Source organism: Arenimonas composti TR7-09 = DSM 18010 (assembly GCF_000426365.1).
Lineage (GTDB): Bacteria > Pseudomonadota > Gammaproteobacteria > Xanthomonadales > Xanthomonadaceae > Arenimonas > Arenimonas composti.
In genome coordinates, this window is sequence record NZ_AUFF01000003.1 from 443,784 (window position 1) to 466,984 (window position 23,201).

The 23,201-nt window shown below is 71.8% G+C and carries 24 protein-coding genes; 12 read left to right on the plus strand and 12 right to left on the minus strand.

Features of this window, described 5'->3' with window-relative positions:
• Positions 1-81: 81 nt before the first annotated feature.
• The 4 genes from K311_RS0108835 (at position 82) to K311_RS0108850 (ending at position 5,665) form a co-directional block, all read left to right on the plus strand.
• A complete protein-coding gene (locus tag K311_RS0108835; protein ID WP_043797434.1) occupies positions 82-3,519 on the plus strand; it encodes a response regulator in 3,438 nt (1,145 codons plus the stop codon).
• A complete protein-coding gene (locus K311_RS0108840; protein WP_026817010.1) occupies positions 3,516-4,337 on the plus strand; it encodes a CheR family methyltransferase in 822 nt (273 codons plus the stop codon). The genes K311_RS0108835 and K311_RS0108840 overlap by 4 nt, the downstream gene beginning before the upstream one ends.
• The gene (locus tag K311_RS0108845; RefSeq protein ID WP_026817011.1) at positions 4,334-4,909 is read left to right on the plus strand and encodes a chemotaxis protein CheB; all 576 of its coding nucleotides are present in this window, start codon (positions 4,334-4,336) and stop codon (positions 4,907-4,909) included. Before K311_RS0108840 ends, K311_RS0108845 begins: the two co-directional genes overlap by 4 nt.
• Positions 4,910-4,999: 90 nt before the next feature.
• The gene (locus K311_RS0108850) at positions 5,000-5,665 is read left to right on the plus strand and encodes an energy transducer TonB (protein WP_026817012.1); all 666 of its coding nucleotides are present in this window, start codon (positions 5,000-5,002) and stop codon (positions 5,663-5,665) included.
• A gap of 50 nt (positions 5,666-5,715) precedes the next feature.
• On the opposite strand, the gene K311_RS17690 is transcribed toward K311_RS0108850, so the two are convergent.
• From K311_RS17690 to K311_RS0108865, 3 genes are read right to left on the minus strand one after another with little or no spacing between them, the layout of a single operon-like run.
• Positions 5,716-7,101 carry a GGDEF domain-containing protein gene (locus tag K311_RS17690; protein WP_051239797.1) on the minus strand — a complete coding sequence of 462 codons (1,386 nt, stop codon included), beginning with the start codon at positions 7,099-7,101 and terminating at the stop codon, positions 5,716-5,718.
• Positions 7,098-7,820, minus strand: a complete 723-nt coding sequence (locus K311_RS0108860) for an HAD family hydrolase (protein ID WP_026817013.1) — start codon at positions 7,818-7,820, stop codon at positions 7,098-7,100. Before K311_RS0108860 ends, K311_RS17690 begins: the two co-directional genes overlap by 4 nt.
• Positions 7,817-8,629: an energy transducer TonB gene (locus tag K311_RS0108865; RefSeq protein ID WP_026817014.1), complete on the minus strand. Its 813-nt coding sequence runs from the start codon at positions 8,627-8,629 to the stop codon at positions 7,817-7,819. The genes K311_RS0108860 and K311_RS0108865 overlap by 4 nt, the downstream gene beginning before the upstream one ends.
• 88 nt (positions 8,630-8,717) lie before the next feature.
• Between K311_RS0108865 and K311_RS0108870 the strand changes: the two genes are divergently transcribed.
• Positions 8,718-9,392, plus strand: coding sequence for a YceH family protein (locus tag K311_RS0108870; protein WP_043797436.1), 675 nt, complete (start codon positions 8,718-8,720; stop codon positions 9,390-9,392).
• Between the two features lie 3 nt (positions 9,393-9,395).
• Here K311_RS0108870 and K311_RS0108875 read toward each other — a convergent pair whose 3' ends face one another.
• The 5 genes from K311_RS0108875 to K311_RS17700 form a co-directional block, all read right to left on the minus strand.
• On the minus strand, positions 9,396-9,971 hold the full coding sequence (locus K311_RS0108875) for a hypothetical protein (RefSeq protein WP_026817016.1): 576 nt from the start codon (positions 9,969-9,971) through the stop codon (positions 9,396-9,398).
• Between the two features lie 77 nt (positions 9,972-10,048).
• The gene (locus K311_RS0108880; RefSeq protein WP_245570644.1) at positions 10,049-10,942 is read right to left on the minus strand and encodes a DMT family transporter; all 894 of its coding nucleotides are present in this window, start codon (positions 10,940-10,942) and stop codon (positions 10,049-10,051) included.
• Positions 10,943-10,981: 39 nt separating this feature from the next.
• Positions 10,982-11,404 (minus strand): hypothetical protein, encoded by a 423-nt coding sequence (locus K311_RS0108885; RefSeq protein ID WP_026817018.1) that lies wholly within the window; start codon positions 11,402-11,404, stop codon positions 10,982-10,984.
• 202 nt (positions 11,405-11,606) lie between these two features.
• Entirely contained in the window at positions 11,607-12,098 is a 492-nt protein-coding gene (locus K311_RS18770) for a hypothetical protein (RefSeq protein ID WP_051239799.1), read from the minus strand.
• Positions 12,099-12,128: 30 nt separating this feature from the next.
• Entirely contained in the window at positions 12,129-13,022 is an 894-nt protein-coding gene (locus tag K311_RS17700; RefSeq protein ID WP_026817019.1) for a BON domain-containing protein, read from the minus strand.
• Between the two features lie 299 nt (positions 13,023-13,321).
• On the opposite strand from K311_RS17700, the gene K311_RS0108900 reads away from it, so the two are divergent.
• Both K311_RS0108900 and K311_RS16190 read left to right on the plus strand, forming a co-directional pair.
• Positions 13,322-13,819: a hypothetical protein gene (locus tag K311_RS0108900; protein WP_154659498.1), complete on the plus strand. Its 498-nt coding sequence runs from the start codon at positions 13,322-13,324 to the stop codon at positions 13,817-13,819.
• A gap of 84 nt (positions 13,820-13,903) precedes the next feature.
• The gene (locus tag K311_RS16190) at positions 13,904-15,550 is read left to right on the plus strand and encodes an ABC1 kinase family protein (protein WP_051239801.1); all 1,647 of its coding nucleotides are present in this window, start codon (positions 13,904-13,906) and stop codon (positions 15,548-15,550) included.
• On the opposite strand, the gene K311_RS16195 is transcribed toward K311_RS16190, so the two are convergent.
• Both K311_RS16195 and ku read right to left on the minus strand, forming a co-directional pair.
• A complete protein-coding gene (locus tag K311_RS16195; RefSeq protein ID WP_051239803.1) occupies positions 15,547-16,200 on the minus strand; it encodes a transposase in 654 nt (217 codons plus the stop codon). The genes K311_RS16190 and K311_RS16195 overlap by 4 nt on opposite strands.
• Before the next feature lie 95 nt (positions 16,201-16,295).
• Positions 16,296-17,186 carry a non-homologous end joining protein Ku gene (ku, locus tag K311_RS0108915; protein WP_026817021.1) on the minus strand — a complete coding sequence of 297 codons (891 nt, stop codon included), beginning with the start codon at positions 17,184-17,186 and terminating at the stop codon, positions 16,296-16,298.
• 401 nt (positions 17,187-17,587) lie between these two features.
• On the opposite strand from ku, the gene K311_RS0108920 reads away from it, so the two are divergent.
• From K311_RS0108920 to K311_RS0108940, 5 genes are all read left to right on the plus strand, one after another.
• Positions 17,588-18,166, plus strand: a complete 579-nt coding sequence (locus K311_RS0108920; RefSeq protein ID WP_081683368.1) for a DNA-deoxyinosine glycosylase — start codon at positions 17,588-17,590, stop codon at positions 18,164-18,166.
• Positions 18,163-19,104, plus strand: a complete 942-nt coding sequence (locus tag K311_RS0108925) for an NAD(P)/FAD-dependent oxidoreductase (protein WP_026817023.1) — start codon at positions 18,163-18,165, stop codon at positions 19,102-19,104. Before K311_RS0108920 ends, K311_RS0108925 begins: the two co-directional genes overlap by 4 nt.
• 62 nt (positions 19,105-19,166) lie before the next feature.
• Positions 19,167-19,604 (plus strand): PA2169 family four-helix-bundle protein, encoded by a 438-nt coding sequence (locus K311_RS17705; protein WP_051239805.1) that lies wholly within the window; start codon positions 19,167-19,169, stop codon positions 19,602-19,604.
• A gap of 154 nt (positions 19,605-19,758) precedes the next feature.
• Positions 19,759-20,385, plus strand: a complete 627-nt coding sequence (locus K311_RS0108935) for a ferritin-like domain-containing protein (RefSeq protein ID WP_026817024.1) — start codon at positions 19,759-19,761, stop codon at positions 20,383-20,385.
• A 16-nt stretch (positions 20,386-20,401) separates the two neighbouring features.
• The gene (locus K311_RS0108940) at positions 20,402-20,707 is read left to right on the plus strand and encodes a PQ-loop repeat-containing protein (protein ID WP_026817025.1); all 306 of its coding nucleotides are present in this window, start codon (positions 20,402-20,404) and stop codon (positions 20,705-20,707) included.
• A gap of 90 nt (positions 20,708-20,797) precedes the next feature.
• Here the strand turns inward: K311_RS0108940 and K311_RS16205 are convergent, their stop codons facing one another.
• Together K311_RS16205 and K311_RS0108950 are read right to left on the minus strand one after the other, a co-directional pair.
• Positions 20,798-22,834: a S9 family peptidase gene (locus tag K311_RS16205; RefSeq protein ID WP_081683370.1), complete on the minus strand. Its 2,037-nt coding sequence runs from the start codon at positions 22,832-22,834 to the stop codon at positions 20,798-20,800.
• A 66-nt stretch (positions 22,835-22,900) separates the two neighbouring features.
• Complete coding sequence (locus K311_RS0108950; protein ID WP_026817026.1) at positions 22,901-23,092, minus strand: DUF1289 domain-containing protein; 192 nt, start codon at positions 23,090-23,092, stop codon at positions 22,901-22,903.
• Positions 23,093-23,201 lie beyond the last annotated feature (109 nt).

Below are 23,201 nucleotides of genomic sequence, written 5' to 3' on the forward strand. Positions count from 1 at the left end.
GGATACCGCGCGCCGTCGCGCCGCCCGCATGCAGGAGTTTTCGTGGATCGAAGCCAGGTTTCCGCCGTTCCGAGCGCGCCGGTGAGCGTGCTGCCGTTCCGCGTGTTCGCCGGCTTCGTGCTGGCGGCGATCGCGGTGATCCTGATCGGCGCGCTGTCGTGGCAGGCGCTGGAGGAACGCGGACGCGCCGTCGACCGCATCGAGCGCGGCAATGCCCTGATCGCCGCCACCGAAGGTACCCTGCTGGCGCTGCGCGACATGGAGACGAGCCAGCGCGGCTACCTGCTGACCGGCAGCGAGCGCTACCTGCTGCCGCTGACCGAAGCCGAGGGCCGCCTGCCGGCGCTGTTCGGGGAAATGCGCGAACTCGGCGATGCCGACGCCGACCAGGCCCGCGACGTCTCGGTGCTGATCCACCTGGCCGAGGAGAAGAGCGCCGAGCTGCACCGGACGATCGACCTGTATCGGGAGGGCGATCGCGAGGAAGCGCTGCGCCTGGTGCGGACCGACCAGGGCCGCGAACTGATGCAGCAGGCGCGCGCGCTGGTGGCGCGCATGGTCGCCGACCAGCGCGAGCGGCTCGCGCAGGAACAGGCCGGCTGGCAGGCCGCCGCCGACAGTTCGTATGCGGTCACGCTCGGTGGCCTGTCGCTGCTGCTGGTGCTGATCGGCATCGCCGCGTGGATGGCCGCCCGCGACCACCGCGCCAGCGTCACCCAGGCCTGGCTGCGCAGCGGCCAGATGGGCCTGTCGGAGCGCCTGCAGGGCGACCGGTCGCTGGAAGCCCTGGCGACCGAGGCGATGGACTTCCTCGCGGCCTTCCTCGAAGCGCCGCTGGCGGCGGTGCATGCCGGCGACGGCGACGGCCTGGCCCACGTGACCAGCCGCGGCCGCGCCGACGCGGACGGCGTCGCCGCCGCGGCCAGCGGCCTGGTCCGGCAGGCGATCGACGCGAAGGCGCCGCTGCGGGTACGCGACCTGCCGGCCGACTACTTCCGGGTCGAGTCCAGCCTCGGCGGCGCCCGCGTGCGCGAACTGCTGCTGGTGCCGGCGCGCGTCGACGGCCGCACCGTCGCGGTCGTCGAGCTCGGCTTCTTCCGTGCGGTGCGGGCGGAGGACGTCGAATTCGCGGCGCGCGTTTCCGAGATGCTCGGCATCGCCGTGCGCGCGGCACAGAGCCGGCGCCGGCTGGAGGAGTTGCTGGAGGAAACCCAGCGCCAGGCCGAGGAACTGCAGACCCAGCAGGAGGAACTGCGGGTCAGCAACGAGGAGCTCGAGGAACAGAGCCGGCTGGCGCGGCAGGCGCAGACCCTGCTCGAGCACCAGCAGCGCGAGCTCGAGCAGACCAATACCGTGCTCGAGGAGCAGGCCACCCAGCTGGAGTCGCAGCGCGACGCCCTCGCCGAGGCGCAGGCGAACCTCGAGCAGCGCGCCGCCGAGCTCGAGCGGGTGAACCGCTACAAGTCCGAGTTCCTCGCCAACATGTCGCACGAGCTGCGCACGCCGCTCAATTCGACCCTGATCCTGTCGCGCCTGCTCGCCGACAACCGCGGCGGCCGCCTGTCGGACGAGGAAGTCGGCTTCGCCCGCATCATCCATTCCGCCGGCAACGACCTGCTGGCGTTGATCAACGACATCCTCGACCTGTCGAAGATCGAGGCCGGCAAGCTCGACGTCGTGATCGAGCCGATCGCGCCGGCGGCGCTGGTGCGCGAACTCGCCGAGAGCTTCGCGCCGACGATCCACGAGAAGGGCCTGTCCTTCCAGGTCGACGTCGCCGCCGCCGCCGAGGCCGCCGAGCTGCAGACCGACCGCCAGCGGCTCGCGCAGATCCTGCGCAACCTGCTGTCGAACGCGCTGAAGTTCACCGAGGCCGGCAGCGTCGTGCTGCGGCTGGAGACCGCGCCCGGCGATCGCCTGGCGTTCTCGGTGGTCGACACCGGCATCGGCATGCCCGAGGACCAGCACGAGGTCATCTTCGAGGCCTTCCGCCAGGCCGACGGCAGCACCCATCGCCGCTACGGCGGCACCGGCCTGGGCCTGTCGATCTCGCGTGACCTGGCGCGCCGGCTCGGCGGCGACCTCACCGTCACCAGTGCCGTCGGCCGCGGCAGCACCTTCACCCTGGTCCTGCCGCGGCAGGCCGTGGTCGACGCCGAGGCCGAGCCGATGCCGCTGCCGGCCACGCCGGCGAAGACCGCCATGCCCGCGACGCCGGCCCCGGCTCCGGCACCGGTGGGCCGCGCCGCCCCGGCGCGACACGGCGCGCATGCGCCGATCACCGGCAGCGCCCTCGCCGACGACCGTGACACCATCGCCAGCGGCGACCGCGTGATCCTGGCGGTCGAGGACGACCCGGGCTTCGCGGCGATCCTGCGCGACCTCGTGCAGGAGGCCGGCTTCCGCTGCCTGCTCGCGCACACCGGCGCCGACGGCCTCGCCGCGGCGCAGCAGTACACCCCGCACGCGATCCTGCTCGACGTCGTGCTGCCGGACCTGTCCGGCATGGGCGTGCTCGAGCAGCTCAAGCGCGATCCGCGCACCCGCCACATCCCGGTGCACATGCTGTCGGTCGCCGACTTCAGCCGCGAGGCGCGCGAGCTCGGCGCCGTCGGCTACGCCCTCAAGCCGGTCGAGCGCAGCCAGCTGCAGGAGGCGCTGAAGACGCTGGAACGGAAGTTCTCGCAGCAGGACCGGCGCGTGTTGGTGGTCGAGGACGACGAGCACCAGCGCATCAGCCTGACCGCGCTGCTGCAGACCGACGACATCCGCATCGTCACCGCCGAGAACGCCGCCGCCGCGCTCGACCTGCTCGGGCAGATGAGCTTCGACTGCATGGTGCTCGACCTGCACCTGCCGGACATGACCGGCTACCAGCTGCTCGAGCACATGGCCAGCCGCGACGACCTCGCGTTCCCGCCGGTGATCGTGCACACCGGCCGCAACCTGAGCCGCGAGGAGGAGCAGCGCCTGCTCGCCTACTCCGAGAGCATCATCCTCAAGGGCGCGCGCTCGCCGGAGCGCCTGCTCGACGAGGTCACGCTGTTCCTGCACCAGGTCGAGGCGCGGCTGCCGCCGGCGACCCAGCAGATGCTGCAGGAAGTGCGCGGCCGCGACGAAGTGCTCGACGGCCGCCGCGTGCTCGTGGTCGAGGACGACGTGCGCAACGTGCACGCGCTGACCGCGGTGCTGCGTCCGCGCGGCGTCCGCGTCGACGTCGCGCGCAACGGCCGCGAGGCGCTCGAGATGCTGGATGCGCAGGACGCGCACGACCCGTTCGAGCTCGTGCTGATGGACATCATGATGCCGGAGATGGACGGCCTGACCGCGACCCGGAAGATCCGCGAGCGCAAGGAATGGAACCGCATCCCGGTGATCGCGCTCACCGCCAAGGCGATGCGCGACGACCGCGAGCAGTGCATGGCCGCCGGCGCCAACGACTACATCGCCAAGCCGCTCGACGTCGACCGCCTGCTCTCGCTCGTGCGTGTGTGGATGCCCAAACGCGCGCGCCCGTGAACGACCCCCACGATCTCGAACTGCGGCTGCTGGTGGACGCGATCTACCAGCGCTACCACTACGACTTCCGCCACTACGCGATGGTTTCGCTGCGGCGGCGGATGGCGGCGGCGACCGCGCGCTTCGGCGCGAAGACGCTGTCGGAACTGCAGGGGCGGATCCTGCGCGAGCCGGCGCTGTTCGCCCAGCTGCTCGACTACCTGACGGTGCAGGTGTCGGAGATGTTCCGCGACCCGGCCTATTTCCTCGCGCTGCGCCGCGAGGTGCTGCCGCGGCTGCAGACCTTCCCCTCGTTCAAGATCTGGGTCGCCGGCTGCAGCAACGGCGAGGAAGCCTATTCGCTGGCGATCCTGCTGCAGGAGGCGGGGCTGCTGCCGCGGGCGATGATCTACGCCACCGACATCAACGCCACGTCGCTCGAACGGGCGCGCGCCGGGGTGTTCCCGCTGGCGCGGATGGCCGACTTCAGCGCCGCCTACCAGCGCGCCGGCGGCCAGGCGCCGTTCTCCGACTACTACACGGCCAACTACGGCAATGCGCTGATGGACAAGGCGCTGCGCAAGGCGATCGTGTTCGCCGACCACAGCCTGGCCACCGACAGCGTGTTCGCGGAGGTGCAGTTCGTCTCCTGCCGCAACGTGCTGATCTATTTCGACCGCGCGCTGCAGGACCGCGCGCTCGGACTGTTCCGCGATGCATTGCCGGTCGGCGGCTTCCTCGGCATCGGCAGCCGCGAGTCGGTGCGCTTCTCGGCGCATGCGGCGGCGTTCCGCGAGGTCGCCGGTCCGGAACGCATCTACCAGCGGGTACGCGATTGAACGCGCCGGCGAGCCGTGCGGTGGTGATCGGCGCCTCCGCCGGCGGGGTCTCGGCGCTCGGCGCCCTGCTGCCGCACCTGCCGGCGGATTTTCCGGCGGTCGTGCTGGTGGTGCTGCACGTGCCGCCGGAACGGCCGAGCCTGCTGGCGCGGATCCTCGCCCCGCGCTGCGCGATGCCGGTACTCGAGGCCGAGGACAAGATGCCGCTGGTCGCCGGCACGATCGTCGTCGCCCCGCCCGACTACCACCTGCAGGTCGATACCGGACCCGCGGTGGCGCTGTCGGTCGACCCGCCGGTGAGCTGGTCGCGGCCCTCGGTCGACGTGCTGTTCGAGACCGCCGCCGCGGTCTTCGGCCCCGACCTGACCGGGATCGTGCTGACCGGTGCCAGCGACGACGGCGCCGCCGGACTCGCCGCGGTCGTCGCCGCAGGTGGCCAGGCCCTGGTCCAGGATCCGGCCGAGGCGGAAGCGGCGACGATGCCGGCCGCCGCGCTCGCCCGCGCCGCCGGCGCCCGGGTGCTGCCGTTGTCCGGCCTGCTGGCGGCCCTGCTCGACACGCGCGCCCGCTGACGCCGCGGCGTTCGCCGCGCGCACGGATCCTTCAACCCCGATTCGCCCGCCCGCGCGTTGCCACTCCTTGCCCAGCCAAGGAGGTGTCCCATGGTCCATACCGCTCCCGCCCCCGCGCCGTTCGCCGAACTCGACGGCAAGCGCATCGCCGGCAATGTCGGCGTGATCAGCCTGCACGGGCTGGTGTTCGCGGTGCTGATGATGCCGTCGAGCTGGCAGGCGCCCGCGGCGATCGACGCCGAGCCGCCGCCGGTGGTGATCGAGGAGATCGTCAAGCCGGAACCGATCCGGGAGACCGAACCGCCGCCGCCGCGGATCGAGCAGATCCGCGAGCGCCCGCGCCCGGAGGTGCCACCGCGGGTCGTCGAACCGGAAGCGCCGCCGGTCAGCGACGCGCCGGTCTTCCCCGACGGCGAGATCTACGCCCCGCCGGAAGGCGAGGTGGGTCCGCTGGTCGACACCTTCGAGCCCGCTGCGCCGGCGCTGGTCGAGCTGGCGCTCGACGTGCACCCGTCGCCGCGCTATCCGCGCAATGCCCTGCGCCGTGGCGAGGAAGGCCTGGTGGTGCTGCGCGTGCGCGTCGACGAGGGCGGCCACCCGGTCGAGGTCACGATCGAGCAGAGTAGCGGCCACCGCGAACTCGACCGTGCCGCGCGCGATACCGTCGCCGACCGCTGGCGCTTCCGCCCGGCGATGCGCGACGGCCGCGCGGTCGGGGCCTGGGGGCTGGTGCCGGTGCGCTTCGTGCTGCCCTGAGGCCCGCCAGCGCGCTGCCGCTCGTTCCCGTTCCCCGTTCCGCGAACGCGCTACTCGCCCTTCGCGGCGAGTACCGCCCGATTCCGTCCGGCGCCCTTCGCCGCATACAGCGCCGCATCGGCGCGGGCGATCAGGGCGGCGGCATCGTCACCGGGGCGGGCTTCGGCGACGCCGACGCTCGCGGTCACCGGCCGCCGGGTCCACAGGGCGCTGCGCATCTCCTGGACGATGCGCTCGGCGACGCGCACGGCGTTGTGGCCTTCGGCGCCGGGCAGCAGCACCGCGAACTCCTCGCCGCCGTAGCGGCAGGCGATGTCGCCCGGGCGCAGCGCCAGTCGCAGCAGCATGCCCGCCTGGTGCAGGGCTTCGTCGCCGGCGGGGTGGCCGAAGGCGTCGTTGTAGGACTTGAAGTGGTCGAGGTCGAGCAGCAGCAGGGAAAACGTGCGCGGTCCGGACACCCCGCGCTTGGCCAGCAGCTCGGCGAGCGACGCGTCGAAGGCGCGGCGGTTGCCCAGGCCGGTCAAGGCATCGGTGTTCGCGCGCAGCTGCAGCGCGGTGGCCGCGCGCTGCTGCCGCTCCAGGCGGTCGAGCAGCGTGCTCGCCCACCACATCATCGTGACCACCGCGGCCCCGGACGCGAGTGCCAGCCAGGTGATCGTCGCGCCTTCCGACAGCAGGTCGTTGCGCCGTGCGACCTGGGCGGCGTAGCTCAGCAGGACCGGCGTCAGCAGCGCCGGGCCGAGGGTGCGGCGGGCGAGCTCGCCGCCGAAGTTCTCGGCGCCGAGGATGCGCAGCAGGCCGACGTCGGGCTGGGTCGCCAGCCAGCCGATGCCGAGCAGCAGCAGGGCCAGCGCGGTGTGCAGCGACACCGGATTGAAGGGCGCGCCGTCGCCGCGCGTGCCCATCGCGTAGCCGTAGCCGCTGAGCGCGAACAGGGCGATGCCGACGATCGCCAGCGCCAGCCCCTGCGCGACCAGCACCGACGACTCCCGCTGGAACTGCAGTCCGCGCCAGCCGAGCAGCAGGCAGGCCGACGCGCTGATCTGCGACATCTTCACGAACTCGTCGGCGCCCGCGCGGTCGAGCAGCAGCATCTGCGGGATCAGGCGGTAGCCGGTCGCGTATTCGGCGAGCGTCGTCAGCCCCAGCAGCAGCACGGCCACCGACGCGGCGAAGGTGCCGCTGCGCACCCAGCGGCGCTCGGCATCGCAGGCGCCGAGCACCAGCGCCGCCAGCAGCAGCGCCACGGCGGTATTGACCTTCATCGTCGCGTGCCCCGGCAGCAGCGACTTCAGCACGGCGACGTCCAGGGCCCAGCCGAGCAGGGTCATCGCCGCGATCACGCCGGTCAGCGCCGCCGCGGTCTGCCGCAGCAGGCGCAACTGCCGCCGGCGGCGCGGCGACACGCTGGGCGCGGCGGCGGTTTCGGCGCTCATCCGGCGGCCGCGATCCGGGCCAGGTCGGCCACCGCCGCCGGGATGCCGGCGGGTGCATCGGCCGTGCGCATGCGTGCGTCGTGCGCCGGTTCGAGGCTGTGCTCGAGTTCGTGCGCCCAGGTCACGTGATAGGGCAGGTGCACGCCCCAGCCACCGAGGCGCAGCACTGGTTCGATGTCCGAACGCAGGGAATTGCCGACCATCAGGAACTCGTGCGGCTGCACCCGGAACTCGCCGAGCACGCGCGCGTAGGCGCGGGCGTCCTTCTCGCTGACGATCTCGATGCGCCGGAACAGGTCGGCCAGCCCCGATGCGGCGACCTTCTGCTCCTGGTGGAACAGGTCGCCCTTGGTGATCAGCACGACCTCGTAGTCACCGGCCACGGCCTCGACCGCCGCGCGGATGCCCGGCAGCAATTCGACCGGATGCCGCAGCACGTCCTTGCCGATCCCGAGGATCGCGTGCATGTCGGCGCTGTCGATGCGGCCGCCGGTCACCGCGTAGCCGGCCTCCAGCAGCGACAGGGTCATGCCCTTGGCGCCGTAGCCGAACAGCGACAGGTTGCCGCGCTCGACCGCCAGCAGGCGCGCGTGCAGGTCGGCGTCGCCGAGGTCGACGTAGCGGCCGATGATCGCCTCGAAGCGCGCCTGCGCCTCGCGGTAATAGCCCTCGCTGTGCCAGAGGGTGTCGTCGCCGTCGAAACCGACCAGCCGGATCACGGCGACCCACCCCGGCCGACGCGAGTCGACTGCACCTCGACGCCTTCGCCGGCGGCCGGCCCGGCGGCGAATTCACCCAGCAGGCGCGGCGGCACCCGCCCCGGCTCGACGATCGCCGGCGGCGGGTCCTCGCCGAGGCGTTCGGCCAGTGCGCCCGCCAGACGGCGCACGTCCGGCGGCAGGAAGGAGACCGTGGTCGCGAGGCGGAAACTCAGTGCCTGGTCGCCGATGCGCACCGGCCGATGGGTCCAATGCGGCACGACCGCGAGCGCGGCGTCGACCAGGGCGGTGCGCTTGCCCTCGTCACGACCGCCGCGGTCGCCGAAGAACCCGCGATCGAGCACGGAGACGCTGCCGGGCAGCAGCGCGCCCCCGGCATCGACGGTGTAGCCGACGCGCACATAGCCGCCGACGCCGGCCGTCGCGGCATTGCCCGGGTAGCGCGGCGGTGTCCGCTGGCTGCGCACGACCGGCAGGCGCGCCATCACCAGATCCGGGCGGTAACCGCCCGCGACCGGCACGAACTCGACCGTCAGTTCCAGCGGCGCCCCGCTGGCGACGGCGACGCCGTCCACGCTGGCCGGTGCGAACTGCAGCCGGCGCGCGTGCTGCTCGAGCACGCCGGCGATCAGCGGGACCTCGCCTGGGTCCTGCACGACATCGGTGACCTGGCCGGCGGCGTCGAGCTCGACCCACACCCAGCCCACCTTGCGCGCGGGTCCGGCGGCGGGTTCGCCGTCCGCGGCCAGCGCGCCACCGCTGAACAGCGCGGCCAGCAGCGCCGCGACCAAGGCGAAACGGTGTTTCATGCAGCGCTCCCCTGTCTCTCGACGATTCTAGCCAGTACGGCGCGGGCTTCGTGTCGACGCGTATCATGACGGCCCCGCGGAGGACCCCATGAGCGAGATCACCGGCACGGCCGAGGTGCCACAGCTGAGCCCGACCGAGGCGCGCATCCTCGGCAGCCTGGTCGAGAAGGAAGCCACGACGCCCGAGGCCTACCCGCTGACCGCCAATGCGGTGACCCTGGCCTGCAACCAGAAGAACAACCGCGAACCGGTGCTTGAGCTGGAGCCGGGCGAGGTCGGGCATGCCCTGCGCGAGCTGGAATCGCGCCGGCTCGTGCGTTCGCTCCACGGCGCCCGCGCGCAGCGCTACGAGCACCGCCTCGCCGAAGCCTATTCGCTGACCCGCGCCCAGCAGGCGCTGCTGGCGCTGCTGCTGCTGCGCGGCGCCCAGACCGTCGCCGAACTGCATGCGCGCAGCGAAAGGCTGGCGAAGATCGCCGACCTCGAGGAAACGCGGCAGGTGCTCGAGCGCCTGGCCCAGCGCGGCATCGTCGCGAACCTCGGCCGCGGCCCGGGCCAGCGCGAGGACCGCTGGATGCACCTGCTCTGCGGCCCGGTCGAACTCGCCGACCTGCCGCCGCCGCGGGCGTCCCGCGGCCGCGACCAGGACGACGGCGACGCGCGGGACGACACGCGCGCTGCCCGCATCGATGCGCTCGAGGCGCGGGTGGAAGCTCTGGAGGCGCAGGTCGCCGGACTGGTCGCCGCGCTGGGCGGCGGCTGATCCTCAGGGATCCGGTTCCATGCTGTCGGTGCCGCCGATGACGACGGTACCGGTGCGCATCGTGTACACCGCATCGTGGCCGCGGCCGAACACCGCCTCGGCGACTTCGGCGTAACCCGGGCCATCGCCGTCGCGGCGCCAGTAGCGGCCGCAGGGCTGGCCGGTCGCCGCCGACACCGCGAGCCGCGCGTCACCCAGCCGCTGGCCGGTGATCCGCTGCGATTCGTCGCCGCTGGCGAACACCGCCTGGACTTCGGTCTCCGGCGACACCCGCACCATCCACACCGTCATGTCGGGCGCGGTCAGCAGCAGCGACACCGGCCCGGGCACTTCGATGTCGACCCGGCGGATCGCTTCCCGGCCCGGTTCGGCGCCCGGCGCAGGCCGGCCACCATCGACCACGAACAGCCGCCCGCCGACCGGCAGTGCCGAGGCCGGCAGCCGGCAGGCGCTCCAGTCGATCGCCGTGGCGTCCTCGACGACTTCGGTGCCGGGCGCTTCGGCGACGGCGGCGTCCGGCGGCGCGCCACCACAGGCGGCGAGCAGCAGCAGCGTCGGAGCGGCGTAACGCAGGGACATCGGAACCTCGAGGGCGTCGCGGGGGGCCCCAAGGTTACGCGGTCGCGGCGTTCCGGGGACGTGCACGCGCAGCTGCTTCAGGGCGGCGTCACGACCGCAGCCGCAGCGGCGAGCCGGCGCTCGCGGTGGATCAGATACAGGCCGCTGGCGACGACGATGCCGGCGCCGACGAAGGTCCAGCCGTCGGGCAGCGTGCGCCAGATCAGGTAGTCGAGCCCGAGGCCCCAGGCCAGCGCGCTGTATTCGAACGGCGCCACCACCGAGGCCTCACCGGCGCGGAAGGCTTCGGTGATCGCCACCTGGCCGATGAAGCCGCACAGGCCGACCGCGGCGATCACCCAGGCATCGCCGCCGCGCAGCGGTGCCCACTGCGGCCAGGCCAGCACGGTCGCGCCGATGCCCGACAGCAGCAGCGTCCACAGCACCATGCTCTGGGCGCTGTCGGTGCGGTGCAGCACGCGCACGGTGATCGCCGACAACGCATAGGCCACGGCCGAGCCGATCACCGCCAGCCCGGCGAAGGTCATCACGCCTTCGCCGGTCGGCCGCAGCACCACCAGCACGCCGAGCATGCCGACGGCGATCGCCACCCAGCGCCGCGGCCCCACCTTCTCGCCGAGCAGGGGCACCGACAGGGCGGTGATCACCAGCGGCGCGATGAAGAACAGCGCATAGGCACTGCTCAGCGGCATGCGCTTGATGGCGTAGGTGAAGGCGGCCAGCATCGCTACCGACAGGCCGCCACGCAGCAGGTGCAGCGGCCAGCGGATTCGCCAGAGGCTGCCGACGGTGGCGCCGCTCGCCAGCAGCCAGGCGGCCACCAGCGGCAGCGACGCCCACGAGCGGATCGCCGCCACCTGCAGCGGCGGATAGTGGCCCGACAACTGCTTCAGGCCGCCGTCCATCAGCGAGAACATCGCCACCGCGCAGAGCATCGCGACGATGCCGCGCAGGTTGTCGGACCGGGTCATGGCCGAATTCTGACGCATGCCGCCGCGCGGTGGACGACCTCAGCCTGAATCGCGGCGCGCGCCCTCCACCTGTCGGGCCAGCCAGTGCCAGGCCTCGGTGCGGTCGCTGAAGCTGCGGACGCGGCGGCCACCGCGGCAGGCCAGGTGCTCGAAGCTGCGGTCCGGCAGGTGCATCTCCGGCAGGACCAGCACCGCCATCGGCACTTGTGGCGGCCAGGCTTCGGCCAGCCGGAAGCCGAGGCGGAGCCGGTCGCTGGCACAGACCAGGTCGTCGGCTTCGGTCAGGTCGACGAGCACCGCCGCGACCGGCCGGCGCCGGCAGTCCTCGGCGACCTGCACGAGATAGGCATCGAGGGTCTCCAGGCGGGTACAGCCGCTGACCCGGCAGGTCAGGCGGTCGCCGCGCCGGAGCAGGCTGAGGCCGGAAGCCCCCGCCGTCGCCATTTCCGCCCGTCCGTCCATCGCCGCTCTCCCTGCGTCGCGATGGCTGCATTGGAGCGTGCGGCGGCGCCCGCCGGCATCGGCGAACGGCGCGAAGCGAGTGCGAAAACCGCGCGGCGGGATGGCGGCAACGATGCCGCCGCGCGAGGAAACCGCCGCGACCGGCGGCGGTCGCAGGCGTCGCCCGGTTCGGTGTTTCCGGACCCGCGCGCGGGGCGAACGCTCAGCGCAGCGAGAGCGGAACCGCGCTGCCGCCAGCGCCCGGATCGCGGCATTGTTGTTCCACCCATTCGCGCAGGCGGGTGCGGGCCGCGTCGCTGAGGTCGAGCCACGGTTTGGCGTCGACGTCACGGGCGAAATCGTGGGCCTTCGAGCATTCGGTCACCCGCGGCGGCGCACCGGACGCTTCCTCGGCGCGGGCGCGCTCGGCGGCGGCGCGGCGGGCCTCGTCGGCGAGACGGGCCTGCTCGGCCAGCCTCGCCTCCTCGGCGGCACGCTGCGCCTGCGCCTGGGCGAGCGCGGCACGGGCGGCCAGTTCCTCGGGCGTCGGACCCGCCTCCGGCGTCGCATCGCGGCGCCAGACCTCGACCGCGCCCCGCGGGCAGGGATCGGACTGGATCGTGATCGCCCCGCCGGCATCGCATTTGTAGAGCGTGCCGGGCGCGGCGACCGCGACGGCGGGCAGGCAGAGCAGGGCGAAGACGAGGCGCTTCATCGGAGGTGCTCGTGGCGCGAGACCGCCAGCTTACGCCGGCGGCGCATCCCCGGCAGCGTCGCGGCGCACGGTCAGGTGGTTGCGGATGTCGACGACTCCGCTGCACTGCTCGACCAGGTCCTCGACCCGGTGCTTGATCGCGCGATGGCCGACGCTGCCTTCGAGGGTGACGACGCCGTCCTGGGTGCTCACCGAAATGTCGCTGGCGTCGATCTCGTGGTCATCGCTCAGCCGCTCGCAGACATCCTCCTGGATGCGCGCGTCGGAACGCTTCCAGCCTTTCGGACCCTTGCCACGCAGGCTGCCGCCACCGGCAGCCTCGCCCTGGCCGCCCCAGTAGCCGCGCGCGCCGCGCTGCCCCTGCCACTGGCCGCCGGCGCTCTCGCCGTAGCCGCCGTAACCGCCCTGACCACCGAAATCACGGCCGCTGCCGTAGCTGTCCTGGCTGCCGCCGCCGTGCCCGCCGCGGCCGCCGCCGCGACGGCCGTCCTCGCGCCAGGGCGAAGGCCCGTAGCCGCCGCTGCCCTGCCCGCCCATGCCGCGCCCGCCGGGAGCGTTGTCGGCGTAGTAGTCGTTGCGGCTGTAGTCCTGGGTGCCGAAACCCTGGCCACTGCCGAGATCGCTGTAGCCGTGGCCGCCCTCGCGATAACCGCCGCCCTGGGTCTGGCTGACGAATTCGGTTTCGCGGAAGGAACGACCGCCGGCCCCCTCGCCGAAACCGGGATCGCGCGCGTCGTAGTCGCCGCCGCGGGTTCCGCGATCACGATGGTCGAACTGCCCGCCGGCCTCGTGGCCGTAGCCGGGCGCGCCGCCGGAGGCGTCGCCCCCGCTCGCACCCCAGGCCTCGCCGAAACGTTCCTGGGCACGGCCGTGCTGCTGCCGTTCCGGTGCCGGTCCGCGTCGGTGGTCCGCATTGCGCTTCATCGTCGTCTCCTGGGTCGGGTGGGAAGGAAGCCGCGGCGCGACCTCCTGCCGGAACCGTTGCAATGCACATGCCAGCGGCGTCGCGAGCGTCACCCGATTGCACGGTGGACGCGGGGGCCGCCGTGGCGCCCCCGGGGTGACCTCGCGGCCGTCGCCAGAGGGCGGAAAACGCCAGCCGGGCCGTGTAAGGATTTCGCGCCTCCGTTCCGGGAGGAAGACACGGCGTCGACATTTCCGACACGCGGTCGCGACGGCCACCGGCGGATCGTCCTCGTCCCCGTTCCACGCCGGAGGCCAACATGGCCACCTCCGCTCGAAGCCTGCCCTTGCTGTCGGCCTGCGCGGCCCTGCTCGCCACGGGCCTCGCCGCCTGCGCGCCCGACCCGGCCGACGCGCCGCCGATCGGCGCGGCAGAGGTGGACGCCGCGAGCCCGGCCGATACCGCGGTGATGGCGGTGCGCGACCGCGTCATCCCCGGGCGCGCCGACGGCATCGATACCGGAGCTGCCGCGGAAGTCGGCTTGATCGACGCCAGCGACGTCTACGCACGCGCGCAGGTGGAGTTCCGGCTCGCGCACCACGACGCCCGCGAGCGCCTGCTCGCCGCCCTCGAGGTCTGCGACGGCAAACAGGATCCGGAGCCCTGCGCCGCGCGTGCGCTGCGCGCCTACGACGCCGAGGTGGCCGACATCGGCCGGCGCACCGGCCTGCGCGCCGACGAGATCGTGCCGCTGGATTTCGCCGGCGGCGTCGGCGACGGCTTGCCGGTGGTGCTCGCGGGCGGCAACCGCGGCTGAGGCACGGCGGCAGGAAAGGATTTCGCATCGCAGCGACGCCGTGCCCGCGATAGTCGGCGCCACTCCCACGACGCCCCGCCTGCCATGAACGAAGCCTCGCGCCTCGCCGCCATCACCGCGTTCCTGCTCAAGCACCGCAGTTCGCCACTGTTCCGTCGCGCCGGTGTCGGACGCGAGGAAGCCTGCGATCCGGCGAAGGCGAAGGAATTCGCCGACGACCTCGAGGCGCTGGGGCCGACCTTCGTCAAGGTCGGGCAGACGCTGTCGACGCGACCCGACCTGCTGCCGCGCGAATACCTCGACGCGCTCGAGCGCCTGCAGGACGAGGCCGAGCCGGTGCCGCTCGAGCAGATCGAGGCGCAGATCGAGAAGGAACTCGGGGCGCCGGTGCGCAAGCTGTTCAAGGCGTTCTCGCCGGAGCCGATCGGCACCGCCTCGCTCGCCCAGGTGCACGCGGCGACGCTGCCGAGCGGTCGCCGGGTCGCGGTGAAGGTCCAGCGGCCGGACCTGTCGACGCAGGTCGAGACCGACCTCGCGTCGCTCAAGCGCCTGGTCGCCGCCGGTGGCGCGGTCGGCCTGGCGCCGGGCCGCTACGGCTTCGCCGAGTGGCTGGAGGAATTCCACGCGGCGATGCTCGCCGAGCTCGACTACCTCCAGGAGGCCGAAAACCTCGAGACCTTCCGCAGCCGGATGGAGGAGTTCCCCGACATCCTGGTGCCGGCGCCGGTGTGGGACTACACGACGTCGCGCGTGCTGACGATGGAGCTGGCCACCGGCATCCGCGTCACCGACATCCCCGAAGTGCGCCGCACCGAGATCGACCTGGTGCCGCTCGCGCACGACCTCGGCCGCGCCTACCTCGACCAGATCTTCGTGCACGGGCTGATCCACGCCGATCCGCACCCGGGCAACATGCTGCTCACCGCCGAGCACCAGCTGGTGCTGCTCGACCTCGGCATGGTCGGCCACGTGCCGCCGCGCCTGCGCGACCAGCTGCTGAAACTGGTGCTGGCGACGGTCGAGGGCCGCGGCGAGCAGGCCGCGGAAGTGTTCATGCACATGGGCACGCGGCTGGAGGAATTCGACGAGCCGCGCTTCACCCGCGAGATCAGCCGCAAGGTGTCGCGCTTCTGCCACGCCGAGGTCGGCGTCGAGTCGGAAGGCGAGGTGCTGCTGGAGATGATCCGGGTCGCGATCGACTGCGGCCTGAAGCCGCCGACCGAGCTGACGATGCTCGCCAAGACGCTGCTGAACCTGGAAGGGGTGATGCTGGCGCTCGACCGCGACGTGTCGATCAAGGGCATCCTGCGCGAGCACATGGAAAAGCTGTTCCGGGCGCGCGCGACGTCCAGCCTGGACCTCGGCCGCCTGGTCACGGATGCGCTGGACGTGCAGGAGCTGGTGCGCGAGGCGCCGCCGCGGCTGTCGGTGCTGCTGCGCACGTTGGCCGACAACCGCTTCCGCGTGCACATCGCCGGGCTCGAGGAATCGAAGCTGATCGAGGGCATCCAGAAGGTCGCCAACCGCATCACCGCGGGGCTGATCTCGGCGGCGATGATCGTCGGCGCGGCGTTGATCATGCGCATCGACGCCGGCCCGAAGCTGTTCGGCTACCCGGCGCTGGCGCTGGTGATGTTCCTGATCGCGGCGGTGGTGGGCGGAATGCTGGTGTTCGCGTCGCTGGTCGGCGACCGGCGCGCCCCGCCCGCCGACCACAAAGACCCCATTTAACAACTGGGGTCAGATTCCTCCGTTAAGCGGTCGTTCGCCGGCGGCTTCCCGAATGGCTCGCGCCGGCGCAGACAGAACCTGATCTCGTCGACGACGTGCGCCGGGAGCGGCCTGTCGAAGAGCCGCGCGTAATTCTCACCGCGGCGCCGGTCCTCGTCACCCAGACCGAGGAACGCCGCATGCGGCGTCAGCAGCCCGTCCGGCAACCCGGTCGCGTTCGCAATGTGGCTCGACCATGGCCACTCCCCGGCCGTGCCGACCATCCGCGCCCGCACCGGGTTCTCCTCGATGTAGCGGTAGCAGGCGAGCGTGTGACCCAGGCCGTACACCGGCGTCGAGTGATACCGCCCTTCCCAGAGCGTTCCGCTGCGTCCGTGCGTGTCGTTGACGTGGCGAACGAACTTGCGGCCCAGTGATTGCATCGTCGCGGCCACCGCGCCTTCCTCGCCCGGGGTCACGAGCAGATGCACGTGGTTCGACATGAGCACGAAGGCGTGCACCAGGCAGACGTTGCGCATCGCTGCCTCCCGCAACGCGCCCAGGTAGGTGCGCCGGTCCTCGTCGGCGAAGAAGCAGAGCCCGCGGTTGTTTCCGCGCTGGACGATGTGCTGGGTGAGGTCGGGATGGGTGATTCGTGGACGACGGGGCATGGCGGAACCTCCGGTTCGCGACGATCGTCGCGATCCGGAGGTCTGAAGTCGTCGGCAATTTCCCGATTCTTAACGGAGGAATCCGACCCCGGTTGTTAAGCCTTTTTGCGTTTGGCGGGTGCCTTTTTCGCCGCGGCCTTCCTCGCCGGCGCCTTCTTCGCTGCGGTCTTCTTCGCCGCCGGCGTGCGCTTGCCGCCCTCCAGGCTCTTCTCGAGCAGCGACATGAAGTCGACCACATTGGTGGCGGCGTCCTCGCCCGGCTCCTCGTCGCCGTCGCTGATGCGGGTCGTCGTGCCCTTCTGCTTCAGGCGCGCGTCGATCGCCTTGCGCAGCCGCGTGCGGAACTCGTCCTTGTACTGCGACGGATCCCACGGCGCCGCCATGCTCGACACCAGCCTGGCCGCCATGTCCTTCTCCTGCTTGCTGATCCGGTATTCCTTCTCGGCCTTGTCCGGCAGCTTGTAGTCGTCGAGGTCCACCAGTTCCTGCGGGAAGCGCAGCAGCACCAGGATCAGCGCCTTCTCGAAGGGCTTGACCATGCACAGGTATTCCTTCGTGCGGATCACGACCCGGGCGATGCCGACCTTGCCCTCGTCGCGCAGCGTTTCGCGCAGCAGCACATAGCCCTTCTCGGCCTTCTTGCCGGGCACCAGCACGTAGGGTTTCTCGAAGTAGCGGGCGTCGATCGCACCCTCGTCGACGAAGCCGGAGATCTCCACGGCCTCACGCCCCTCGGGCGCCGCGTTCTTGAAGTCCTCCTCCTCCAGCACGACGTAGTTGCCCTTGTCGTATTCGAAGGCCTTGACGATCTCCTTCCACGGCACTTCCTCGCCGGTCTCGGCATTGACCCGCTCGTAGCGAACCGCGGCGTTGTTGCGGCTGTCGAGCATGCGGAAGTGCAGGTCGGTCCTGCGCTCGCCGGCCATCAGGCTCACCGGGATGTTCAGCAGGCCGAACGACAGGGTGCCGGTCCAGATCGGGCGCATGGATCGTCTCCAGCGGTGGGTCGTGAAGACTCGCGCGGGCGCCGTGGTCTTCCGGTGAAGCCCGGCTTCCGGCGCGTTGCTCTTGCGCGGGGCCGGGCGATGCGAGGGCCACGAGCTCGTTTCCTCCTCGCGGCTCGGAAAGCGACTCGTGGCCCTCGCACCGCCCGGCACGGAGATCGTCGCGCGCCGGAAGGGCTTCGCCGGCTGGCGTGGCCCGCGTTCCTCTCCACGCCTCGCGGGCGCGGGCCCACGCTAACGGGGCCGGCACATCCCCGTGGTTACGCTTCCCGCGGACGCATCCCCGCTTCGTCCAGGCCGGTGCCCCCCCGCCCCTCGGGCCGCGACGCCGCCGCTCCTGACTACGAACTACCTCGTACGAACTACGAACTAGCACTCAAGCCATGCCCAAACGCCCCGCCGCCGCCAACCCGCAGATCCTCACCGGCCTGCCGCCGATCACCTCCCCTGCCGCGCGGGTGCTGGTGCTGGGCAGCATGCCGGGGGTGGAGTCGCTGCGGCAGCAGCAGTACTACGCGCATCCGCGCAATCACTTCTGGCCGATCGTCGGGGAGCTGTTCGGGATCGCGCCGGAACTGCCGTATGCCGAGCGCACGCAGCGGCTCGCGGACGCCGGTGTCGCGGTGTGGGACGTGCTCGCGGAGTGCGTGCGGCCTGGCAGCCTCGACAGCGCCATCGACGCGGCGACCGCCCGCGTCAACGACTTCGCCGGCTTCTTCGCCGCCTTCCCGGGCATCCGCGCGGTGTTCAACAACGGCACGTACTCAGCGAACACCTTCCGCACCCGAGTGATGCGGCCTGGGCTGCTGCCGGCCGGGATCGCGGTGACGCGGCTGCCGTCGACGAGCCCGGCGAACGCCTCGCTGGACTTCGCGGCGAAGCTGCGGGCCTGGCGCGTGGTCGCCGAGGCGGTGGCGGCTTCGAAGCGACACGAACCCACAAGCCGGAGAGCCGAAGCATGAGCCGTCGCCCGCTGGACTGCCTGATCGTCGGCGGCGGCCCCGCCGGCCTCGTCACCGCGACCTACCTGGCGCGCTATCGCCGCGAGGTCGTGCTCGTCGACGCCGGCGACAGCCGCGCCGCGAAGATTCCGAAGGCGCGCAACGTCCCGGGCTTTCCCGACGGCATTTCCGGACGCCGGCTGCTGCAGCGGCTGCGCGCGCAGGCCGAAACGGCTGGTGTCACGATGATCGCCGGCAGCGTCGAGACGCTGCGGCGCGAGGCGGATGACGACGACGGCCACTTCGTCGCCGGCGCCGGCCGGCGCCGCTTCCAGGCCCGCCGCGTGCTGCTCGCCACCGGCATGAGCGACCACGCGCCGGTCCCCGGCCTCGGCCGCCGCGAGACGCTGACCGGCGTCGTGCGCTGGTGCCCGATCTGCGACGGCCGGGAAGCGCTCGACAAGCGCGTCGTGCTGCTCGGCGAGGCCGATCACGGCGTCGCCCACGCGCTGTTCCTGCGTACCTGGACGCGCCGGCTCACGCTCGTGCTGGACCCGGCGGAGAAGCTGCCGGCGAAGGCCCGGCGCGAGCTGGATGCCGCCGGCATCGGACTGATCCGCGAGAAGGTGCGGCGCGTGCACGTGCCGCTGATGGCCGACGCGGAAGCGGCACGTGCGACCGGCGGCGAAGTCGAGTTCGCCGACGGCGACCGCCTCGGTTTCGATGCGATCTACCCGATGACCGGCGGCCGCGCCCGAGTGGAGCTGGCGCGGGCGCTCGGCGCCCGTTGCCGCAGCGGCGAGGGCATCCGCGTCGGCGCGCGCCAGACCTGTTCGGTGCCGGGCCTGTATGCCGCCGGCGACGTCGTCGCCTCGCTGCGGCAGATCAGCGTCGCGGTCGGTGAAGGCGCGCTCGCGGCAACCGCGATCCACAACAGCCTGCCGCGCAATTCCCGCTGATGCCGCACGCGGCATTCACGGCGGGCGAAATCCAATGGCCTCCGATTCCTCCGGAGGCCGCCATGAGCACCGAACGCGCAACCCTCGACGACCTGCTGCAGGCCCTGCTCGATGCGATCGCCTTCTTCGGCGACGCCGCCGACCACAGCCGCAACCCCGCGCATGCGCAGCTCTTCCGCGACCTGCGGATGAACAAGCAGAAGATCGCCGACGACCTGCGCGCCGCCGCGCCGATCGGCAGCTCGCCGCCGCAGCGCAGCAGCGTCGCCGCCGGCCTGCTCGCCGGTTGGACCGACCTGCGCGCGCGCCTGGCCGACGATCCCGATGCGCCCTACGCGCGCGCGCTGGAAGCGCAGGAGGACCGCCTGCTGTCCACCTTCCACGACGCCGTGAACCACGGCCCGCCCGGGCCGGTGCGCGACATCGCCCGCAGCTACCTGCCGCAGGTGCAGCGCATGCACGACCTGCTGAAGGCGCTGAAGGACCAGTACGACCACTGACGGGGTACGTCCCCTTCCTACAGGGTACGTCCCCTTCCTACAGGGTACGTCCCCTTCCTACGGGGTACGTCCCCGTTCAGGGGCGTGTGCACGCGGGCAACACGTGCGCGCTGCTCCACTGCCGGCCCCAACCCCCGAACCACGAGAGACCGCCATGGCCAGGAAGAAGTCCGACATCGAAAACCTCGACGAGCTGCTGTACCAGGCGCTGGAAACCGAGATCGGCGGCATCGCCGTCTACGAGAAGGCGATCGAATGCGCCGTCAACGACGACCTGCGCAAGGAGTGGGAGGAATACCTCGAGGAGACCCGCACCCACCGCCAGGTGCTGCTGAACGTCTTCGAGCAGCTCGGCATGGATCCCGACGTGCGCACGCCGGGCCGCGAGGTCTGCAACCACATCGCGATGTCGCTCGTGCAGGCGATGACGATGGCGCAGGAAGCGGGTGACCCGGCCAAGGCCGAGATCGTCGCCGGCGAGTGCGTCGTGCACGCCGAGACCAAGGACCACATGAACTGGGAACTGATCGGCATGGTCGCCGAGAAGGGCAGCGGCGACTTCACCGACGTGCTGAAGCAGGCCTACGAGGCGGTCGAGGATCAGGAAGACCACCACATCTACCACTCGAAGGGCTGGACCCGCGAGCTGTGGATCCAGGCGCTCGGCATGCCGGCCGTGCTGCCGCCGCCGGAAGAGGTCAAGCAGGTCGAGACGGCGATCGGTGCCTCGCGTGCCGAGCAGGCCCGCGACGACATGCTGCGCGGCCGCCGCAAGAACTGACCGGCACGACTCCGCGATGGAACCTGCGGACTGGCTCGGCTGGGGGGCGTCGGCGATCCTGCTGGCGACCCTCATCCGCCAGGTCGTCGTGCAGTGGCGCGAGCGCAGCACCGAGGGCGTCTCGAGCTGGCTCTTCGTCGGCCAGTGCGCGGCCAGCGTCGGCTTCCTGCTCTACAGCTGGCTGGTGGGCAATGCGGTGTTCGTGTTCACCAACGCCGCGATCCTGGCGACGGCGGTGATCGGGCAGCTGATCTTTCGGCGCAACCGGAGACTCGAGGAGCGAGGAGCGAGTAACGAGCGGAGAGTAACGAGTGGAGAGTGAGGGCCCGCGCTGCGCGCGAATGCCGATGCCGCCGACTGCTTCCCGCGCAATAGCGCCAGCCCCTACTCGTTACTCGTTGCTCTCCACTCTCTACTCGCTCCGCGGAATTTCCGCATTTTCCGTCCCATCCGCCCCCACCGGAATCCGCGCCGGCCGCGGTGCCGGCGCCGGCACCGGCGCGTTCTTCAGGTGCTCGTCGAGGAAGGCCAGCACGGCGCCGTAGCCGGCGATCTGGTTGGCCTTCTTGGTGAAGCCGTGGCCCTCGTCGGGGAACACCACGTACTCGACCGGCACGCCGTTCGCGCGCACCGCGGCGACCACGTCGTCGCTCTCGGGCTGGATCACGCGCGGGTCGTTGGCGCCCTGCAGCACCATCAGCGGCACGTCGATGTTGCCGGCGTGGTTCAGCGGCGAGGTCGCGAGCAGGAAGTCGCGCTGCGTCTCCGGGTTGCCGATCTCGCGGTACAGGGCCTCGCGGAAGGACTCCCAGTACGGCGGGATCGATTCCAGCGTGCGCACCCAGTTGGCGACGCCGAAGATGTCGACGCCGGCGCGGAACTCGCCCGGGTGGTAGGCCAGCGCCGCCAGCACCATGTAGCCGCCATAGCTGCCGCCGATCACGCCGATGCGGTCGGGGTCCACGTAGTCCTGCTGCGCCAGCCAGCGCTTCGCCTCGATCACGTCCCACAGCGGCTCACGGCCATGGCGGCCGTCGTCGGCGGCGTAGAAGGTCTTGCCGTAGCCGCTGCTGCCGCGGTTGTTGATGCCCAGCACCACGTAGCCGTGGTTGGCGAGGAACTGCTGCACCTGCGCGAATGCGCGCGTGGTCTGCCCGCCCGGGCCGCCGTGTACCCACACCAGCGCCGGCGCGCGGTTGTCGGCGCTGGCCTGGTGCGGCTTCCACAGGATGTTGGGGATCTGCAGGCCGTCGAAGGACGGGAAGCGCACGACCTGGCTGTCGACGAGGTCGGCGGCGTCGATCGCCGGGTTCAGTGCCCGCGTCAGCGCCCGCGGCTCGCCGCCGAGGTCGAGCACGTACAGGTCGCTCGGCTGGCGGTCGCCGTTGAGGTAGAAGGCCAGGCGCGCGTCGGAGCGGCCGATGCGCAGGTTGCGGATCTCGCCGCCGGGCAGTTCCGGCAGCGCCACTTCGGTGTTCGTCGTGGTGTCGAACAGCTGCACGCCGGTGCTGCCGTCGACATTGGTCGACACCGCCAGGTAGCGGCCGCTGTCCGACAGCGCGGCGTCGACGATGTCCCAGTCGGCGGAGCGCACGTCCTCGTGCGTCCAGTCGCGGGTGGAGACGCGGCGCAGCGCCGCGAACTCGCCGGCGTCGTTGGCGGTGTAATAGAGCCACTCGCCGTCCGGGCTGAAGTCCTGCGCGGCGAAGATCGCGTCGCCGGTGTGCTCCGAGACCTTCGTCGCCTTGCCGGTGGCCAGCTCGACGACGTGGAGGTCGCCGTCGTTGGTGGTGTTGGGGTCGGCGAAGGCGGCGAAGCGGCCGTCCGGCGACACCTCCGACGGCTCCCAGCCCTGGTCGTTGCGGAACACCAGTTCGCGCGCGTAACCGTCGCTGGCGTAGCGGTAGAGGTCGAAGAAGCGCGGGTCGCGTTCGTTGCTCACGACCCAGAAGTGGTCGCCGTCGCCGCTGAAGCCGAGGAAGTCGGCCTTGAGCGCGTGCTCCGGGCCGGTGCCCGGGGTCAGGTCGGTCTCGCTGCCGTCGGCGGCGATCACGTAGAGGTGGTCGAGTTCGTCGCCGCCCTTGTCGCGGGCGATCAGGATGCGGTCGTCGTTCGGGAAGAAGGACACCGCCCAGCTGTTGTCGGTGGTGGAGTTCGTGACCGGCATCCAGTCGCCGCCTTCGACCGGCACCGTGAAGACGTTCCAGACGCCGTCGCGGTTGGCGGCGAACAGCAGCTTCGACTCGTCGCCGTTGAAGGACACGCCGCCCATCTGGGTGCTGGCGACGAATTCCTCGATCGTGTACTGCCGCGACGGCCGGGCGACGGCCTCGGCGGCCGCCGCGGCCGTGCCGCCGCTGGCGGGCCCGCTGCCGCGCTCGCAGGCGGCCAGCGACAGCGCGGCCGCGAGCGCGGCCAGGGCAAGGATCAGGTGGCGGCTCGGGCGCATGCGGACTCCGGGGCGGTCGGCGGTGGATGCGCCGATCCTATCCCGACGTGAAGACAATCCAGAAACTCACGCGTTCGGCGGCCGCCGCTGCTCGCGGCGTTCCCGTGCCCGCGCCAGGATCCGCCGCTTCTCGTCTGCGTCGGCCGCGTGCCAGGCGACGATCTCGTCGATGTGGCGGCCGCAGCCGAGGCATACCGAAGCGTCGTCGAGGCAGCAGTTGCGCACGCAGGGCGAGCGTGGTTCGTCGGCGGTCGTCATCGTTTCCGGATTGCAATGCGCACGGTCGGGCACGCGCGGTGAATGCGCATCCTCACGCGACCTAGACCCGCCCGCAACATCCGCTGCGACAGAATCGCCGCACCCCCGG

Coding starts and splice junctions, on each gene's coding strand:
- K311_RS0108935 (WP_026817024.1), top strand. CDS start 19,759: ATGGCCAGGAAGAAGTCCGACATCGAAAACCTCGACGAGCTGCTGTAC.
- K311_RS0108880 (WP_245570644.1), bottom strand. CDS start 10,942: ATGACCCGGTCCGACAACCTGCGCGGCATCGTCGCGATGCTCTGCGCG.
- K311_RS18770 (WP_051239799.1), bottom strand. CDS start 12,098: ATGAAGCGCCTCGTCTTCGCCCTGCTCTGCCTGCCCGCCGTCGCGGTC.
- K311_RS0108940 (WP_026817025.1), top strand. CDS start 20,402: ATGGAACCTGCGGACTGGCTCGGCTGGGGGGCGTCGGCGATCCTGCTG.
- K311_RS17690 (WP_051239797.1), bottom strand. CDS start 7,101: ATGAGCGCCGAAACCGCCGCCGCGCCCAGCGTGTCGCCGCGCCGCCGG.
- K311_RS17700 (WP_026817019.1), bottom strand. CDS start 13,022: ATGAAGCGCAATGCGGACCACCGACGCGGACCGGCACCGGAACGGCAG.
- K311_RS0108925 (WP_026817023.1), top strand. CDS start 18,163: ATGAGCCGTCGCCCGCTGGACTGCCTGATCGTCGGCGGCGGCCCCGCC.
- K311_RS17705 (WP_051239805.1), top strand. CDS start 19,167: ATGAGCACCGAACGCGCAACCCTCGACGACCTGCTGCAGGCCCTGCTC.
- K311_RS0108885 (WP_026817018.1), bottom strand. CDS start 11,404: ATGGACGGACGGGCGGAAATGGCGACGGCGGGGGCTTCCGGCCTCAGC.
- K311_RS0108850 (WP_026817012.1), top strand. CDS start 5,000: ATGGTCCATACCGCTCCCGCCCCCGCGCCGTTCGCCGAACTCGACGGC.
- ku (WP_026817021.1), bottom strand. CDS start 17,186: ATGCGCCCGATCTGGACCGGCACCCTGTCGTTCGGCCTGCTGAACATC.
- K311_RS0108900 (WP_154659498.1), top strand. CDS start 13,322: ATGGCCACCTCCGCTCGAAGCCTGCCCTTGCTGTCGGCCTGCGCGGCC.
- K311_RS16195 (WP_051239803.1), bottom strand. CDS start 16,200: ATGCCCCGTCGTCCACGAATCACCCATCCCGACCTCACCCAGCACATC.
- K311_RS16205 (WP_081683370.1), bottom strand. CDS start 22,834: ATGCGCCCGAGCCGCCACCTGATCCTTGCCCTGGCCGCGCTCGCGGCC.
- K311_RS16190 (WP_051239801.1), top strand. CDS start 13,904: ATGAACGAAGCCTCGCGCCTCGCCGCCATCACCGCGTTCCTGCTCAAG.
- K311_RS0108920 (WP_081683368.1), top strand. CDS start 17,588: ATGCCCAAACGCCCCGCCGCCGCCAACCCGCAGATCCTCACCGGCCTG.
- K311_RS0108875 (WP_026817016.1), bottom strand. CDS start 9,971: ATGTCCCTGCGTTACGCCGCTCCGACGCTGCTGCTGCTCGCCGCCTGT.
- K311_RS0108865 (WP_026817014.1), bottom strand. CDS start 8,629: ATGAAACACCGTTTCGCCTTGGTCGCGGCGCTGCTGGCCGCGCTGTTC.
- K311_RS0108870 (WP_043797436.1), top strand. CDS start 8,718: ATGAGCGAGATCACCGGCACGGCCGAGGTGCCACAGCTGAGCCCGACC.
- K311_RS0108950 (WP_026817026.1), bottom strand. CDS start 23,092: ATGACGACCGCCGACGAACCACGCTCGCCCTGCGTGCGCAACTGCTGC.